This window comes from Cobetia sp. MMG027 (genome assembly GCF_027947415.1).
Taxonomy (GTDB): Bacteria; Pseudomonadota; Gammaproteobacteria; order Pseudomonadales; family Halomonadaceae; genus Cobetia; species Cobetia marina.
Genome location: NZ_JAQJIO010000005.1, coordinates 315,936 through 332,192, shown reverse-complemented (window position 1 = coordinate 332,192; position 16,257 = coordinate 315,936). Strand labels below are relative to the sequence as shown.

Annotated in this window: 15 protein-coding genes and 1 pseudogene; 4 read left to right on the top strand and 12 right to left on the bottom strand. The window is 64.8% G+C overall.

The window, feature by feature from the left end:
- Nucleotides 1-101: 101 nt before the first annotated feature.
- The 9 genes and pseudogenes from murB to PJK54_RS08910 all read right to left on the bottom strand — a co-directional run bounded on the left by murB (nucleotide 102) and on the right by PJK54_RS08910 (nucleotide 9,673).
- Nucleotides 102-1,163, bottom strand: coding sequence for a UDP-N-acetylmuramate dehydrogenase (gene murB, locus PJK54_RS08950; protein ID WP_271302668.1), 1,062 nt, complete (start codon nucleotides 1,161-1,163; stop codon nucleotides 102-104).
- Nucleotides 1,160-1,702, bottom strand: coding sequence for a low molecular weight protein-tyrosine-phosphatase (locus PJK54_RS08945; RefSeq protein ID WP_271302667.1), 543 nt, complete (start codon nucleotides 1,700-1,702; stop codon nucleotides 1,160-1,162). The genes murB and PJK54_RS08945 overlap by 4 nt, the downstream gene beginning before the upstream one ends.
- Complete coding sequence (gene kdsB, locus PJK54_RS08940) at nucleotides 1,695-2,501, bottom strand: 3-deoxy-manno-octulosonate cytidylyltransferase (protein WP_271302666.1); 807 nt, start codon at nucleotides 2,499-2,501, stop codon at nucleotides 1,695-1,697. Before kdsB ends, PJK54_RS08945 begins: the two co-directional genes overlap by 8 nt.
- The gene (locus PJK54_RS08935) at nucleotides 2,501-2,695 is read right to left on the bottom strand and encodes a Trm112 family protein (protein ID WP_077372055.1); all 195 of its coding nucleotides are present in this window, start codon (nucleotides 2,693-2,695) and stop codon (nucleotides 2,501-2,503) included. The genes kdsB and PJK54_RS08935 overlap by 1 nt, the downstream gene beginning before the upstream one ends.
- A 52-nt stretch (nucleotides 2,696-2,747) precedes the next feature.
- On the bottom strand, nucleotides 2,748-3,737 hold the full coding sequence (gene lpxK / locus PJK54_RS08930) for a tetraacyldisaccharide 4'-kinase (protein WP_271302665.1): 990 nt from the start codon (nucleotides 3,735-3,737) through the stop codon (nucleotides 2,748-2,750).
- Complete coding sequence (gene msbA / locus PJK54_RS08925) at nucleotides 3,734-5,482, bottom strand: lipid A export permease/ATP-binding protein MsbA (protein WP_254696427.1); 1,749 nt, start codon at nucleotides 5,480-5,482, stop codon at nucleotides 3,734-3,736. The genes lpxK and msbA overlap by 4 nt, the downstream gene beginning before the upstream one ends.
- A 28-nt stretch (nucleotides 5,483-5,510) precedes the next feature.
- Nucleotides 5,511-5,936 carry an ExbD/TolR family protein gene (locus PJK54_RS08920; RefSeq protein ID WP_077372047.1) on the bottom strand — a complete coding sequence of 142 codons (426 nt, stop codon included), beginning with the start codon at nucleotides 5,934-5,936 and terminating at the stop codon, nucleotides 5,511-5,513.
- A gap of 194 nt (nucleotides 5,937-6,130) precedes the next feature.
- Nucleotides 6,131-6,715 (bottom strand): annotated as a pseudogene (locus PJK54_RS08915) (MotA/TolQ/ExbB proton channel family protein); the annotation flags it as partial.
- A gap of 120 nt (nucleotides 6,716-6,835) precedes the next feature.
- Nucleotides 6,836-9,673 (bottom strand): ComEC/Rec2 family competence protein, encoded by a 2,838-nt coding sequence (locus PJK54_RS08910; protein ID WP_271302664.1) that lies wholly within the window; start codon nucleotides 9,671-9,673, stop codon nucleotides 6,836-6,838.
- A gap of 168 nt (nucleotides 9,674-9,841) precedes the next feature.
- Between PJK54_RS08910 and PJK54_RS08905 the strand changes: the two genes are divergently transcribed.
- The gene (locus PJK54_RS08905; RefSeq protein WP_271302663.1) at nucleotides 9,842-10,423 is read left to right on the top strand and encodes a DUF2062 domain-containing protein; all 582 of its coding nucleotides are present in this window, start codon (nucleotides 9,842-9,844) and stop codon (nucleotides 10,421-10,423) included.
- A 105-nt stretch (nucleotides 10,424-10,528) separates the two neighbouring features.
- On the opposite strand, the gene PJK54_RS08900 is transcribed toward PJK54_RS08905, so the two are convergent.
- The gene (locus PJK54_RS08900) at nucleotides 10,529-11,251 is read right to left on the bottom strand and encodes an ABC transporter ATP-binding protein (protein ID WP_077372034.1); all 723 of its coding nucleotides are present in this window, start codon (nucleotides 11,249-11,251) and stop codon (nucleotides 10,529-10,531) included.
- Nucleotides 11,252-11,303: 52 nt separating this feature from the next.
- A complete protein-coding gene (locus PJK54_RS08895; RefSeq protein ID WP_077373141.1) occupies nucleotides 11,304-12,548 on the bottom strand; it encodes a lipoprotein-releasing ABC transporter permease subunit in 1,245 nt (414 codons plus the stop codon).
- Nucleotides 12,549-12,793: 245 nt separating this feature from the next.
- On the opposite strand from PJK54_RS08895, the gene PJK54_RS08890 reads away from it, so the two are divergent.
- The 3 genes from PJK54_RS08890 to PJK54_RS08880 all read left to right on the top strand — a co-directional run bounded on the left by PJK54_RS08890 (nucleotide 12,794) and on the right by PJK54_RS08880 (nucleotide 15,847).
- Nucleotides 12,794-13,855: an agmatine deiminase family protein gene (locus tag PJK54_RS08890; RefSeq protein ID WP_271302662.1), complete on the top strand. Its 1,062-nt coding sequence runs from the start codon at nucleotides 12,794-12,796 to the stop codon at nucleotides 13,853-13,855.
- Nucleotides 13,855-14,775, top strand: a complete 921-nt coding sequence (locus PJK54_RS08885) for a carbon-nitrogen hydrolase (RefSeq protein ID WP_271302661.1) — start codon at nucleotides 13,855-13,857, stop codon at nucleotides 14,773-14,775. Before PJK54_RS08890 ends, PJK54_RS08885 begins: the two co-directional genes overlap by 1 nt.
- A 202-nt stretch (nucleotides 14,776-14,977) precedes the next feature.
- Nucleotides 14,978-15,847: a DNA replication terminus site-binding protein gene (locus tag PJK54_RS08880; protein ID WP_271302660.1), complete on the top strand. Its 870-nt coding sequence runs from the start codon at nucleotides 14,978-14,980 to the stop codon at nucleotides 15,845-15,847.
- A gap of 41 nt (nucleotides 15,848-15,888) precedes the next feature.
- Here the strand turns inward: PJK54_RS08880 and PJK54_RS08875 are convergent, their stop codons facing one another.
- Nucleotides 15,889-16,254 (bottom strand): YrhK family protein, encoded by a 366-nt coding sequence (locus PJK54_RS08875; RefSeq protein ID WP_084209146.1) that lies wholly within the window; start codon nucleotides 16,252-16,254, stop codon nucleotides 15,889-15,891.
- Between the last annotated feature and the right edge of the window lie 3 nt (nucleotides 16,255-16,257).

Sequence of the window (16,257 nt, the reverse complement as noted above, 5' to 3'; positions counted from 1 at the left end):
TCATCGGTGCAGGCAGGGGATTGACCCGCCACGAAAAAGCCCCGCAGATCACTCTGCGGGGCTTTTTCGTGGCGGAATACCTTCGACAAACCGACCAACCGTCAGGAAGGCGTCGCGGCCATCTCTCCCAGTACGCGCGGTTCCTGCTCCAGCCAGACCCCGAAGCGCGTATGAACGCTCTCACGCACCTCCTGTGCCAGCGCCAGCAGTTCCGAGACCTGCCCGCCCCCAAAGTGAACCAGCACCAGCGCCTGGCGATCATGCACGCCGACATGACCCCGACGTGCCCCCTTGAGGCCACATTGGTCGATCAGCCAGCCAGCCGCCAGTTTCACGCTGCCATCGGCCTGCGGGTAGTGCGGCAAGGTCGGATGATGCGCCAACAGCTCGCGAGCCTCGTCGGCGGCAAGCTGAGGGTTCTTGAAGAAGCTTCCCGCATTGCCGAGCACCGCAGGGTCCGGCAGCTTTTCACTGCGCGTGGCAATCACGGCATTCGCCACGCTCAATGGCGTGATGGCCTCCCCTTGCGGTGTGGCGGCATTGACGCGCTGAGCGAGGTCCCCATAGGCCAGTTGCGGTGTCGCTTCACGCGTCACCACGAACTCCAGGCGAGTGATCAGGACGCGATGCTCAAGCGACCCCTTGAAGAGACTGTCACGGTAGCCGAAGGCGCACTCCTCGCGACTCAGCCAGCGCGTGCTGCCATCCTCCAGCGACATGACTTCCAGTCGCAGCAGATGGTCGGCCAGCTCGACACCATAGGCACCGATGTTCTGGATCGGGGCTGCGCCACAGCAGCCGGGAATCAAGGCCAGATTCTCATAGCCCCACCAGCCAGCTGTCGCCAGCTCCATCACCAGGGCGTGCCAGCGCTTGCCCGCCTCGACACTCACGGTGGCGGTTCTGCCATCCGCTGCCGGCGTGATCGTCATGGCCTCGAAGGCCGGGCGCATCACATGGGCATCCAGCCAGGGCAGCAACACCAGATTGCTGCCCCCACCGATCACCACCAGACGCTCATCGGCCGCACGCGAGTCCAGAATCTGGCGACGCGCCTCGGCCACGCTGCGTGGCTCACTGAAGGTACGTGCGGTGGCGGCAAAGCCCAGGGTATTGCAGGCCGTCAGTGATGCTCTCGTCGATGACTTGTCGGGCGCCATCATGAAGGGGCCCGCGTGACAGGCGGCAAGGCATCGATCAATGCCTCACAGGCGATGTCGATCAGGTCCAGCACCTGCTCGAAGGCCGCAGGCCCCCCGGTATAGGGGTCCGGCACTTCGCGACTGCCTCGCGCCAAAGCCGGCAGCGACGTCGGCAGCAGGTCCAGCAGACGGCCAAGCAGTGCCGGACTGTCCTGGGGTGCCAGACGCCGCGCGTCACTCAGGTTGGCATCATCCATCACCAGGATCAGATCGACGTCATAAAAGTCCTGCACGCACAGCTGGCGGGCGCGCAGGCCACTGATGTCGTACCCACGCTCAGCCGCATGCGCGATGGCACGTGAATCCGGCGGAGCGCCCACATGCCAGTCACTGGTACCACAGCTGTCGACCTCGATGAGCTCATCCAGCCCATGGCGTGCCAGCGCGGCACGCAGTACGCCTTCCGCGCTGGGGGAGCGACAGATATTGCCCAGACAGACCATCAGAATTCGTCTGACCGGCGGTCTGCGCGCCGCTATCCGCTCAAGCAACTCACTCATCACCGGCCTCTTGCGTCAGCCAGTCACGCACGCGCTCGAGATCTTCCTGGGTATCCACACCGGCAGGATGGGAGGTGCAGGCGATGGCGACCTGAATCGCATGACCATGATGCAGTGCGCGCAATTGCTCGAGCTGCTCGAGCTGCTCCAGCGGCGCCGGCAGCCAATCGACATATTCGCTCAGAAAGCTGGCGCGATAGGCGTAGAGACCGATATGGCGCAACCAGGAATCGGTGGCCAGCACGGTCGGCGGCGTGGTGAAGTGCTCCCGATCCCACGGCAGCGGCGCGCGCGAGAAGTACAGCGCGCGACCACGCAGATCACGCACCACCTTGACCACATTGGGATTGAACAGGCTATCGACACTGGTGATGGGCTCGGCCAGGGTCGCGATGGAAGCCCCCTCGTCTTGCTCGAGACGCAAGGTGACCTGATCGATCAGCGCGGCAGGCAACAACGGCTCATCTCCCTGCACGTTGACGACCAGCGTCTCGGGAGCCAGTGCCAGCCGCTCGACCACTTCCGCGAGACGATCGGTGCCACTGGGGTGATCGGCACGAGTCATCACGACCTCGGCACCGAAGCCCTCACAGACGGAGCGGATACGCTCATCGTCCGTGGCGATCACCACACGGCTCGCCTGACTGGCACAGGCATTGCGCCAGACATGCTCGATCATCGGCCGACCATGGATGTCCGCCAACGGCTTGCCGGGCAGGCGCGAGGAGTTGAAGCGCGCCGGAATCACCACCACGGCGCCACGACCTGTCACATCACTGCTGTGCGCCACATCGCTCATCAGCCGCGACTCCCCTTGAGCTTCTCGTCGGCATCCATCACGCGCGCTTCTTCTTCCAGCATGACGGGGATGCCGTCACGCACGGGATAGGCCAGCCCATCATAGAAGCACTTGAGCTCGGCATTCGCCGCATCATAGGTCAGCTTGGCCTGACAAAGCGGGCAGACCAGCAGCGCGAGCAATTCCTTGTCCATCGAGACATCTCCGGGATAACAGCTAATAAGAAAGAAACAATCGGTCAGTCGCTCACAGCGCCTCGAGGCGGTTGGCGAGCCAATCCACCAGCGCCTGATCCGGACGCGCCTCGACATCCAGTGCCCAGCAACGCTCGTTGGCGAAGCGGCGACACTTCACGGCATCCTTGGCCGTCATCACCACCGGCAGGTTGTCGGAAAAACGCAGATCCGTCGGCGTGAAGCGATGATGGTCCGCCAGGGGATGGGGCTGATGCTCCACCCCCAGATTGGTCAAGGTACGGAAGAAACGCTGGGGATTGCCGATACCGGCCAGTGCATGCACCGAGCCACTGAATGGCTGATGAGTGGCGGGATAACGCACATCATCGATCAGATGGCGCCAATGGACCGGCGTCAGCGTCATGCAATGCGATTCCACCGGCAGGCGGGTGCAGTCGATCACCCCATTGGAGATCACGGCATCGACACTCGCCAGCCGTGACAGCGGCTCCCGCAGGGGACCCGCCGGCAGGCACCGCTGATTGCCGAAGGCGCGCTCGCCATCCACCACCACCAGCTCGATGTCGCGCCCCAGCGCATGGTGCTGCAAGCCGTCATCGGAGAGCAGGATGTCGCACCCCGCCGCGATCAGACGACGCGCGGCACTGGGACGGTCCGGGTCCACCGCCACCGGCAGGCCGGTCTGCTGAGCCAGCATCACCGGCTCATCACCGGCGTGCTGCGGGTCCGTATCGGCCTGGACATACAGCGGGTAACGCGGCGCGTGGCCACCATAGCCCCGTGAGATGATGCCCGGGCGCCAGCCCTGCTCGCTCAACCAACGGCCGAGCCAGGCCACCAGCGGCGACTTGCCGGTTCCACCGACGGTGATGTTGCCGATCACGATCACCGGCACCGGCGCCTTCCAGACCTCACGCTTGCCAGTGAGATAGGCATCACGTCGGCGTGCCACCACCCCTTTATAGACATGCTCCAGCGGACGTAACAGATGGAGCCAGGCGGCGCCCCGATACCAGGCGTCTACCAGTCGTTCACTCATGCGTCAGCCGTCTCCCGGAACTGGATGCGATGCAGGGCGGCGTAGGCCCCTTCCTGAGCGATCAACGCTTCATGCGTACCGTCTTCGATGATCTCGCCGTCATCCATCACCAGGATGCGATCCGCCTTCTCGATGGTGGACAGGCGGTGCGCGATGACGAAGGTGGTACGGCCCTGACAGACTTCCTCCAGCGCCCGCTGGATGTAGCGTTCCGACTCGGTGTCCAGTGCCGAGGTGGCCTCATCGAGCACCAGAATCGGCGAATCCTTGTAGATGGCACGCGCGATGGCGATGCGCTGACGCTGCCCTCCCGAGAGCATGATGCCGTTGTCACCGACGATGGTGTCATAGCCCTGACTCATGCGTTCGATGAACTCGTGGGCATAGGCGGCGCGCGCCGCCTCCTCGACCCGCTGGACATCCGCTTCCCCGGTGCCGTAGGCGATATTGGCGGTGAGGTTGGCATTGAACAGCGTCACGTTCTGGGAGACCAGCGCGATCTGCTGGCGCATCGGGCGCAGCTTGTAGTCCTCGATGGCCACGTCGTCGATCAGGATGCGGCCCGTGGTAGGCGAGTAGAACCGTGGCAGCAGGCTCATCAGCGTCGACTTGCCGGAACCTGAGCGCCCGACGATGGCTACCATCTGCCCGGCCTCCACTTCCAGATCGATGCCCTTGAGCACATCCGGCTGGTTGTCGGCGTAACGGAAGTGGACGTTGTCGAAGCGCACCCGGCCCGCCAGGCGACCGTCCGGGACCACGTTGCCGTTGTCGGGCTCCGCGGGCATGTCGAGCAGCCCGAACAGCTCCTCGGACGCCGCCATGCCCTTCTGGATTTCGCCGTTGACCTCGGTCAGCTGACGCACCGGCTTGGCCATCATCGAGGCCGCGGTGATGAAGCCGACGAATTCACCCGCCGACATGCCAGCCATCAATTCCGGCGCCATCGCCAGCCACACCAGGGTCGCCAGTGCCACGGCGATCAACAGCTGGATCACCGGCGTGGCGGTGGCCTTGGTCAACGCCTCCTTCATCTTCTGCTCGCGGTTGTACTCACTGACCGCAGCGAAGCGCGCCTTCTCGTAATCTTCCGCACCGTGAGTGCGGACCACGCGATGCCCGGACAGCGCCTCGGATGCCACATGGGTGACCTCCCCCATCGAGCCCTGGATACGCTTGGAGAGCTTGCGGAAGCGCTTGCTGGCATAGCTGACCACCCAGCCGATCAGCGGCGTGACCGCGATGAATACCAGCGTGAGTTTCCAGTTGGTCCAGAACAGATAGCTCAGCAGACCCAGCACGAAGAAGCCTTCGCGCATGATGATGGTCAATGCCTTGGTGGCGGCGCCGGTGATCTGCTCCACGTGATAGGTCACGCGGGTGATCAGGTGACCGGTGGAGTTCTCGTCGAAGTAACGTCCCGGCAGATGCAGCATGTGGTTGAACACGGTGGTACGCAGGGTATGCACCACATTGCGTGCCACGTCGCTCATGCAGTAGGTCCCCAGGAAGGTCCCCACACCGCGTATCGCGAACATGCCGATCACGAACAACGGCAGGAACAATCTGAACTGGGCGTCAGGATTCTGAATGCCATCGATCAGGCGCTTCATCATCTCGGCCAGCGCCGTGCTCGAGGCACCATAGATGACGTAACCCAGCACGGCAGCCAGGAACATCTTCCAGTACGGACGGACATAGCCGAGCAGGCGGCGGTAATGAATCCAGGTGGAGTCGCGACTCACGGGGTCTCCATAGACTTGAGCGGCGCCCTCATGGGGCATCCGGTGGTGATGTATCGGTCCCGGTGCGCGTACTGATGCGCACTCGGGTAATGCCCACTTCGGCGGCAGCGTCCAACGCTTTCACCACCTTCGCATGTGGCGTACGGCCATCGGCTTCGAGGATCAACCCGAAGCGATCAGCCTGGTCCTTGTGTCGTGCAAGCGCAGCCCCCAATGCTGACTCGGTGAGCGAGGTGTCACCGAGCGTGAAATCTCCCTTGGCGCCGATGGTCATGATCAGCGGCGCCTGCTCCACGGCGCTGGCCTGACTGGATTGCGGCAGAATCAGGTCCAGGGCGCGTCGACTGTCAAACGTGGTCGAGACCATGAAGAAGATCAGCAGCAGAAAGACCACGTCGATCAGCGGCGTGAGATTGACCTCGACCGATTCACGCTGGCGACGAGGAAACCTCATGACGGCCTCCCGGGCCCCACGCCTCGATCGGCGAGCGTGTCGGAGCCCGACAGCGGATCATCCTCGTCCCGACGCATGTAGGCCGGCAGGTCTTCCGGCAGACTCTCCCTCGGCGCTGGCCCGTTGCGCTGGCCCGCGCGACGATCGAAGCCGTCATGACTCTCGGCCAGCCCCAGCTCCCCCTGATGGTGCGAGATGTACTCCACCACCTGCCCCGCCTGCTCTTCCATGGTCACGGTGATATCTTCCACTCGACGCTGGAAATAGCGATGGAACATCAGCGCCGGAATCGCGACCGTCAGACCCGCCGCCGTGGTGACAAGCGCCTGGGAAATCCCGCCGGCCAGCTCCTGGGCACGCTCGGCGGACCCGGCGTCCACGATCACGGCGAAGACATCGATCATGCCGACCACCGTGCCCAGAAGGCCCAGCAGCGGGGTGATGGCCGCGATGGTCCCCAGGGGGCTCAGGAAGCGCTCCATGTCGTGGATTACCGCAACGGCCGATTCCTGAATGCGCGCACGCACCTGTTCATTGCCCAGGCGCGCATTGCGAAGCCCTGCCGCCAGCACCCCCCCAAGGGGCGAATGACTCTCCAACCAGTAGACATTGACCTGTCCCTGACTGATCAGTTCACACACCTGCTGTCCCAGACCGCGCGGCGCGATACGGCGCGTGCGCAACGTCCACAGACGTTCGAGGATGATGGCCAGTGCCACGACCGAACATCCCAGGATCGGGAGCATCAGCAGCCCCCCTGCGTACAAGGCTTCCAACATGTGACCTCTCCCTTGGTCTTGATGGTGCACCGTCAACGGCGCCGATCATTGTTGTCGTCATCAGGCCTGCGCGACCGCGTCCCTGGCACGCTGACAGGCAGACATTCGCCATGCCCCTGATCAATCAACGGATTTTACCCCAAGGCACTGCGTATCGATACCGGCAGCACCCCGCGCGGGAATGAGGCGCTCCGCGTCAGGGGACCACTCCCAGCGCAGCGCTCCCTCCAGGCCACTGTGCCAGACACATTGCGCATGCCGCATCAGGCGTTCGACCACCTCGTCATGCGGATGACCATGCGGATTGTAGCGTCCGGCACTGATGATCGCGTGGCGCGGTGCCAGACGCGCGAGCCAGGATTCCCCACTGCTGCTGCGACTGCCATGGTGCGCGACGACCAGCAATGGCAGCGGGCTTCCCGCCAGCCGACGCGAGAGCAGCTCCACCAGCTGGCGCTCCTCCTGCACCCCGATATCGCCACTCAGCAACGCCAGCGGACGCTCACCCCACGCGATCAGGACCACACAGGAGTGGGCATTGTCACGCCGCACCTTCCACCCGGGCGGCGGCCACAGCATCTCCAGTTTCACGGGGCGGTCGGCGAGATGGCCGAGCGTGATGCGCCGCCCTGCCTCACAGGACGCGGTCGGCACGCCCTTCAGCCAGCCGACCTGACGGTCAAGACGGCCTCTCTGTCCCTCAGGCACCCACAACTGTGCGACCTGCTCCGCTCGCAGCGCCGCCAGCCCGCCTGCATGATCGCCATCACCATGACTGATGATGACGCCCCAGGGCGCCTCGGCAGCCGTCAGCAGCTCCCCCATGCGCGGTGGCCCAAAGGCAGCACCGGGGCCGAGATCATAGAGCCAATGACGAGGAAGATCCTCCATCGTCTCAGGTGACAGCACGCGCCCCGCTACCCTGAGCGATATCGCCAGCCCCTGTCCGACGTCATGAACGGTCAAGACCAACGGGGCCGCTCGCGAATCGGCAAGCCATTCGCTGTCGCGCCCTGTGCGTCCTTCGCCGGCGTGGGCGCTGGACGGCCATGGCGCAGGCGGCCACAGCAGCAAGGCAAGCCCCGTCCCCCACAGCATCGCCAGGGCGGTGCACAGCCCTCTGACACGGCGCTCCAACCCCGGCACTCCACTTGCCAGCCACAGGCCGCCCAGTACCATCATCGCCATCGCTGCTGCCATGTCGGCGGACAGGGTGTCCGTCGCTGCCCGTGCGGGCCAGAGGCCATGGCGCTGCGTGACGGTCCCGAGCCACGCCATGCCATGATCCACTCGCTCGGCGAGCCACTGCCACAGCGCCCCGCTCATTCCCGCCCCTTCCGACAGCCGCAAACCCATCGCGTCCAGCAGGGAGTCGATGCCAGCCAGCCCCCAGCCCAGCATTCCCAACGGCACGACCAGGAGGGTCGCGAGCGGTGCAATGACGAGGTTCATCGGCATGGCAAGCCATGACAGCTGACCACGCCCGACCAGCAGAGCGACCCCCATCACCAGCGTCAACACCCATTGGCTGCGCAGCGTGGCACGACACCAGCCCAGCGCGCCGCGGGGACGCTCACACCCCTGCCAGGCCAGCAGCAGCGCTGCCACGGCAAGGAACGAATACCAGGTGCCGGGTCGCCACAAGGCCAGCGGATCAAGGCCGATCACCAGCGACAACGCCAGCATCCATATCTGCCAGACGCCCAGGCCGCTGCGCCCGCTGGCCATCCACAACCCAACACTTGTCATCAGCGCCGCTCGCAGCGCCGGCGGCGCCAGCCCCGCCAGTATCGCGAAACTCCAGGCCGCCAGACACGCCAGCCACCAGGGAGCGACGCTGAAACGCCAGTCGGCAGGACGAAGACGGCGCAGGACGCCAAAGCTCACCACCAGCACCAGGCTTGCCATCAGCCCGACATGCAGCCCTGACACCACGGCGAGGTGCGTCAACCCGGTGGCATTCAAGGACTCCCAGTCATCGCGAGTCAGCGCCGAGGCACGCCCCAGCGTCAGCGCCGCCAGCCAGCGGCAGGGCGAATGCGCCCATTGGATGTCATCGCTCCGCCCTCCACAGCCCTGCCAGAGCCGCTGCTCGGCCGCCAGGCGCAACGCTGCCACCCCGCGGGGTGGTGCCAGTCGCTGTGCTCGGGCGGGGTCTCGCACGTACCCCGTCGCCACGATCCCCTCGCGCCACCACCAGCTGACCCGATCAAAACTCTGCAGCGCGTCCGGGTTGCTGGCAGCATGCGGCGGCACCAGTCTGGCGATCAGCCGCCACCGCTCCCCTGCTTGCCAGGGAACGAGAAGAGGCGAAGCTGATGATTCAGAGGCGGTACGCCGCGGCCAGTAGCGCCGCAATTGCACCCGCTGGCCCTCGAGACGACGACAGGCCAGCTCACGCCCGGCGCTCGTCATGCCGGATGCGTTCACCCTGGGGGGCTTGAGCGCCTCACCTTGCTCTCCGCCTGCTTCGCCGTCAGCGCCCGAGGCTCGACAGGCTTCCACCCTGAAGACCAGACGCACCGACTCCCCCGGGGCCGGGAGCGAACGGCTGGCCTGCTCGATGCGCCCCTCCAGCCAGATATCCTCGCGCGCCAGTGCTTCGGCAAGCATGAGTGGCTGATGCACCAGCCCGAGCAGCAGCCCGCCCCACAGAGCAATCCCCAGCCGCAGGACTGCCGGGCGTCGCGCGAAGGCGAGCATCACCAGCAGGCTGAGCACCAGGGATGGCAGCAACAGGCTGTCTGCCATCCCGCTCAAGACATCCCCTGCGCTTTCGGGTGCGCCATCCGGCATGCGTCCCTGCCAATCGGCCGCCCACTCCCCCTGACGCGACAGCCACACCCCGGCCACCAGACCGGCGAGCCACTGGATCAGAGCCCCCGGTGTCAGCCAGGACCCGCGAAACCGCGTGGCGTCGCTCGCGCCCACGGGCAGCTTTTCAGACGAATCGTTCAAGGAGGCAGATATCGCTCTTCATCAGGCATGACGGGGGCTGGCCTGCGTTCAGCATCATTTCAAGCACACAGGATTGCACGATGCGGGCCGCTTAACTGAGCTCACAGCATGGCAGTCCCGGGGACATGTATGGATAATGGCCGGCGTTGAATGCCAAATGGCCAAGCCATGCCTCGTCGTCTACTCAAGCGGTTCATGCCGGAACCGGATGCCCTCAGGCGCAAGAAATCCCTGCGCTTCATGCATCACCTGATCGCCGACCCCGCGTTGTGGGCGTTGTCGCGTCGAACCGTTGCCAATGCGTGCATGGTGGGCTTCTTCTGTGCCTTGCTGCCGATCCCCTTCCAGATGGTGGTGGCCGCCTTCGGCGCCTGGGCGTTGCGCTGCAACCTTGCGCTCTCGGTAGGTCTGGTGTGGATCACCAACCCGTTGACCATGCCCGTGGTCTACTACGCGACCTATCGCGTGGGCGCCTGGATGCTCGATACGCCTGCCCGGGTGATGCCGGACCAGGTCTCCGCGGCCTGGTTCGCCAACCAGCTGGAAGATATCCTGCCGGCACTTGCGCTGGGCTCGCTGGTCAGCGCGGTGGTGGTCGCCCTGCTCGCCAACGTGCTGGTCCGGCTGCTGTGGCGTTATCAGGTCGTGCGTAGCTGGCGCAGTCGCCGCAAGGCGCGTCTGGCCGCCAGGCGTTGCACCAAGGCGCAGCGGTCCGACCAGAACACTGCCCCGGATACCGACAAGTCCTGAAGGCTGACGACGCCGCCTATGAAAAAGCCCCGCCATCTCTCGATGGCGGGGCTTTTGGCTTTCTGGCATGGCGTGAGGCAGACATCCGCCACTCAGCGGTGGAGCTCAGTCCTCGTGCAGCTTGCCGCCATCCAGGCGCAGCACACGGTGCTGGTGCGCGGCCAGCCCATTGTCGTGGGTCACGATGATGAAGGCGGCCTGCGCTTCCCGAGCGATGTCGTCCATCAGCTCCAGAATGCGCGCCGCCGTGGTCTGATCCAGGTTGCCGGTCGGTTCATCCATCAGCACCAGGCTCGGGTCCGTCACCAGCGCACGCGCGATGGCGACGCGCTGACGTTCTCCCCCGGACAGCTCGCCCGGCTTGTGATCGGCGCGCGGCGCCATGCCGACACGCTCCAGCAGCTTGCGCGCCTTGACGGCGGCCTCGGCACGCTTGTGGCCCCGGATGATCAACGGCATCGCCACATTCTCTTCGGCGCTGAATTCCGCCAGCAGATGATGGAACTGATAGACGAAGCCGATGTGCTGATTGCGGAAGCTGCCCAGCGCCGACTCACTGAGCTCGGACAGGCGCTGGCCGGCCACCTTCACGATGCCCTGACTGGGATGATCCAGCCCGCCGAGCAGATTGAGCAGCGTGGTCTTGCCGGAGCCGGAGCTGCCGACGACGGCGACCCGTTCGCCGGCGTGCACACGCAGCTCCAGTTCGTCCAGAACCTGCACCTTCTGCGGGCCTTCGTCGTAGCTGCGACTCAGGCGCTCACATATCAACATCGGCTTGCCGTGAGCCAGGTCAGTCGCACGGGTGTCAGAAGCCGGGGTCGGCATGGCGGAGTCTCCAGCAGCAGAGCGGGATGATGCATCGGTCGATGTCGGTAGATCATTCATAGCGCAGCACCTCGGCCGGCTGGATGCGGGAAGCGCGCCAGGCCGGATAGAGTGTCGACAGGAAGCTCAGCACCAGCGCGGAGCCGATGATGACGCCCATGTCGGACAGCTCGAGACGAGACGGCAGATAGCTGATGAAGTAGACGTTGGGATCCAGGAACTGGATACCGAAGGTCGACTGCACCCAGGCGATGATGTCGGAGACGCTCAATGCCAATGCCACCCCGGCGATGGCGCCGATGATGATCCCCATCACGCCGATGGTCAGCCCCTGGACGATGAAGATGCCCATGATGCTGCCGGGCTTGGCCCCGAGGGTGCGCAGGATGGCGATGTCGGCGTGCTTGTCGGTCACCATCATCACCAGCGTCGAGACGATGTTGAAGGCTGCCACGGCGACGATCACCATCAGTAGCAGGCCGATCATGTTCTTCTCCATCTGGATGGCGGCGAACAGGTTGCCGTGGGTACGCTTCCAGTCCATGCCGCGATACTGCGGCCCCAGCTGGCTGATGATGTCACGGGTGACGGCATCGGCACTGAACAGGTCATCGAGTTTCAGGCGTACGCCCTGCACCTCGCCTTCCTTGAAGCGTGCCAGCTTGGCCATGTCCGAGATGTCGGTGTAGGCGAGACTGGCATCCACGTCCGCGCCGACCTTGAAGATGCCGGTCACCGTGAAGCGCTTGAGGCGCGGGAAGATGCCCCCGGGCGTGATGGAGGCCTCGGGCACCAGCAGCGTGACGCGATCCCCGACGCCGACCCCGAGATTGCGTGCCAGCAGCTCCCCCATCACGATGCCCCAGCTGCCCGGCGTGAGGTCTGCCAGACTTCCTTGCACCATGTGCTCACTGATGATCGAGACCTGGTCCTCCGCGGACGGATCGATACCGGTGACCAGCGCGCCCTTGTTGCGACCATTGGTGGTGAACATGCCCTGCTGCTCGATGTAGGGAGCGGCACCGACGACATGCGGCTTCTCGCGCAACATGCCGGCGAGCGTCTCCCAGTCGGTGACGCTGTCGCGCGCCTCGACCCGCACATGCGGCACCATGCCCAGTACGCGGGTACGCAATTCGTGGTCGAAGCCGTTCATGACGGACAGCACCAGAATCAGCACGGCCACGCCCAACGACAGGCCGAGCATCGAGGTCAGGGAAATGAAGGAAATGAAATGGTTACGGCGCTTGGCGCGGGTATAGCGCAGGCCGATCAGAAAGGGTAGGCGATCCAGCAGCATCGAAGTCGATTCCTTGGGTCAGGGTCGCGGGCCATGATACGCATTCCGCAGGCTCGGCGCATGGGGCCACAATCGCGCCCAGTTTGCCAGCCCTCGCATGAGAACAGCATGAACCGCCAGTCTCGAGTGTCTGGCCATATGACGCACGCAGGGGCTAGCGTCGACGCATGGCTCTGCTATCATCGCGCGCCGAGTCCGCGGTATCGCGGCATTACCGTCACTTCTTCATCAGGGAGATGCCCATGGCCACCCGTCTGCTTGCCGAATGGCACCCGCAGGATGCCATCCAGCTCAGCTGGCCCAGCCCCCACAGCGACTGGAACGAGATGCTCGAGAGCATCGAAGCCACCTGCGAGGCCATGGTGATCGCCATCAGCCGGTATCAGCACGTGCTGATCAGCGTCAGTGACGAGGCCACCCGCGAGCGCCTCACGTCACGCTTCGCCGGTTTCGGCGTGCCGGCCGAGCGTCTGCATCTGCATGTGGCGCCGCTGGATGACACCTGGACGCGTGACCACGGCCCCATCACCGTCGAACGTGATGGCCAGCCGGTACTGCTCGACTACACCTTCACCGGCTGGGGCGGAAAGTTCGAAGCCGCTCGTGACAACGCCCTGACCCGAGCGCTGGCCGCTCAAGGGGTCTATGCAAGCCCGGTGGAAAGTCGCGATTTCATTCTGGAAGGCGGCGGCATCGAGACGGATGGCCTGGGGACACTGTTGACCACCGAGGCCTGCCTGCTCAACGACAATCGCAATGCCGGGCTGAGCCGCGAGCAGGTCGAGGCACAGCTCACGGCTGATTTCGGTGTCTCACGCATCCTGTGGCTGGCCAATGGCCATCTGGAAGGCGATGACACCGACAGTCATGTCGACACCCTGGCGCGCTTCTGCGACCCGCGTACCATCGCCTACGTGCGTTGCGATGATCGCGACGACCCGCACTACCCGGCGCTCAAGGCGATGGAAGCCGAACTGGAAGGTATGCTGGATGCCAATGGCGATCCGTACTTCCTGGTACCGCTGCCATGGCCGGATGCCTGCTTCGATCCCGAAGATGGCCATCGCCTGCCGGCGACCTATGCCAACTTCCTGATCATCAACGGCGCGGTGCTGGTACCGACCTACGCCGATCGTCACGACATGATCGCGCTCAAGGCCCTGGCGGGCGCCTTCCCGGGACGTGACATCATCCCGGTCGACTGCCGCGCCGTGATTCGTCAGCATGGCAGTCTGCACTGCATGACCATGCAACTGCCCAAGGGCACTCTGGCCACCTCGAACACCTCTCAAGGAGCACTGTGATGACCACTTCCCGCCGTACACTCAAGGTCGGTGTCGTCCAGCAGCAGGGCTGGCCCGACAAGGATACGAGCCTGGCGGCCAGCGAGGCGGCCATCCGCCGCCTGGCAGCCGGCGGTGCTGAGCTGGTGATGCTGCAGGAGCTGCATGCCAGCCACTATTTCTGCCAGACGGAAGACACCGCGATCTTCGATCTCGCCGAACCCCTCGAAGGCCCGACCACCCAGCGCCTGGCCAGTCTGGCCACTGAACTCGGTCTGGTCATCGTCGGCTCCATCTTCGAGCGCCGCGCGGCGGGCGTATATCACAATACCGCCGTGGTGCTCGACAAGGCCGATGGCCTGGTCGGCACCTTCCGCAAGATGCACATCCCGGATGATCCCGGCTTCTACGAGAAGTTCTACTTCACGCCGGGTGATGCGCCCAGCGCTCAGTCGCCGCGCCGCGGTTTCGAGCCCATCGATACCTCGGTGGGCCGCCTGGGCGTGCAGGTCTGCTGGGATCAGTGGTACCCGGAAGGCGCGCGGCTGATGGCACTGGCCGGTGCCGAGATGCTGCTCTATCCCACCGCCATCGGCTGGGACCCGCGCGATGATGCGGCCGAGCAGACGCGCCAGAAGGATGCCTGGACCCTGATCCAGCGCAGCCACGGCGTCGCCAATGGCGTGCCGGTGATCGTCGCCAATCGGGTCGGCCATGAAGCGGACCCGACGCCTGCCAGCGAAGGCATCCAGTTCTGGGGGGGCAGCTTCGTGTGCGGACCCCAGGGCGAGCTGCTGGCGCATGGCGGCACCGAGCCCGAGGAGTTGCTGGTCGAGGTGGATCTGGCGCGTGGCGAGGACGTGCGCCGCATCTGGCCCTATCTGCGTGACCGCCGCATCGATGCCTATGGCGATCTCACCGAACGCTATCGCGATCGCTAGACGCAAGGTCGCGATCAGCTCCTGAGGAAGCCGCGTGTTTCTTGACGACGCTTCCCGCCCGGGAGATGCCAGCCATGCCACGAGGCGCCCTGCGGGGCGCCTCGTGTCGTATCCGCACGCTTGTCTTTCCCGCCAGGCTGCGCTAAACAGGATAACGCGATAAAAAGAGTGTATCCCTCAAGCGCCAACCAGGACGCGGACCATGCCCGAATATCAGCTGATGGCCAGAATAGAGGCGGCCTTCGATGAACAGATCAGCGCAGCCGAACAGGTCATCACTGCCGTCGCGGAGGAGAATTCGCCGCTGTGGCGGCTGGATGGCGGCCATGCCGATCTCGATTGGCTACGGTTCGCGCTGCAGGATGTGTGGTATCAGGATGGGCAGGATGGGCGTGTCACCCGCCCCTATCTGGGCGTGGTGGCGGCAGGCCCGCAGGTGATCCAGGCGGTCTGCGCCCTCAATCTGGCCAAGGAGCATCTGGCGGGACTGTTTGCCGAACTGCGTGAGGCGTATCCCGATCAACTCGCGGAGCTCAAGGCCATCCTGCCCTTCCGCCACCCCGGCCTCAACCAGCACCTGAAGGGCGATGGCCTCGCTCGTCTGCATCTGAAGCAATGCTGGCGGCGCGTACCGGTCGCGGAAGCAGCGGTGGCGCGAGTGCGTTTCGCCTGGTACAGCTCTGGACGCTCCATTCAGCGCGTCAGTGTGCCGGAGTGCGAGGCGATGCTGATGAAACTGGATACCGAGGCCGATCACGTGCGCCTGCAGCTCAGACTGCTGGCGGGCCTGCCCTCTGACGAGGTACTGGCACGCATCCAGCCTCAGGCGCCGCTGATGCGCGCCAATCTCTTCTATCGTGAGCCGGTCTTGCGCGAGGATGGCGAGCTGCGCACTCGCCGCGCGATGAACGTCTCGCTACCGCTGTTCCTGCCCCACGATGACCTGCGCCTGCCGGCGCTCAACCAACCCTCACCGACCCCGCCCGCACAGCGCACACGCGCCAGACGCGGAGATGTGCGCATCGAGGACACGCCCTTTCTCAAGAGCCTGCGCGTGCATCGCTATCGCTGATCTCTAGAGCCGGAGAGCCAGTGAGACTGTGAAGTCGCCTGCTAGAGATCCAGCCCTGATTCCGGCAGGCGCTTGAGGTGCATGCGGCGCGCCAGGCGGATCAACGGCTTGAGCGTCAGCTGCAGCGAGCCGATCACGAACAGCCAGATCCCCAGCGTCATCCACTCATCCCAGAAGAAGCACACGCTGCCGATGGTGAACAACAGGCCCAGCACCAGCTCGTTGATGATGCTGGCCAGCTCGTAACGGCGGTGGATGACCAGCTCCTCATGCCCCAGCCTCAGGGTCAGGTCCGTGGTCGGATCATCCTGCAGCGCCCTGCGTGAATGATTGCTTGTCTGCCGAGTGTCGCTTGTCTGCGAGCTGTTTTCCTGCGTGCCGCTTTCCCCGCAATCATGCTGCTGCATGCG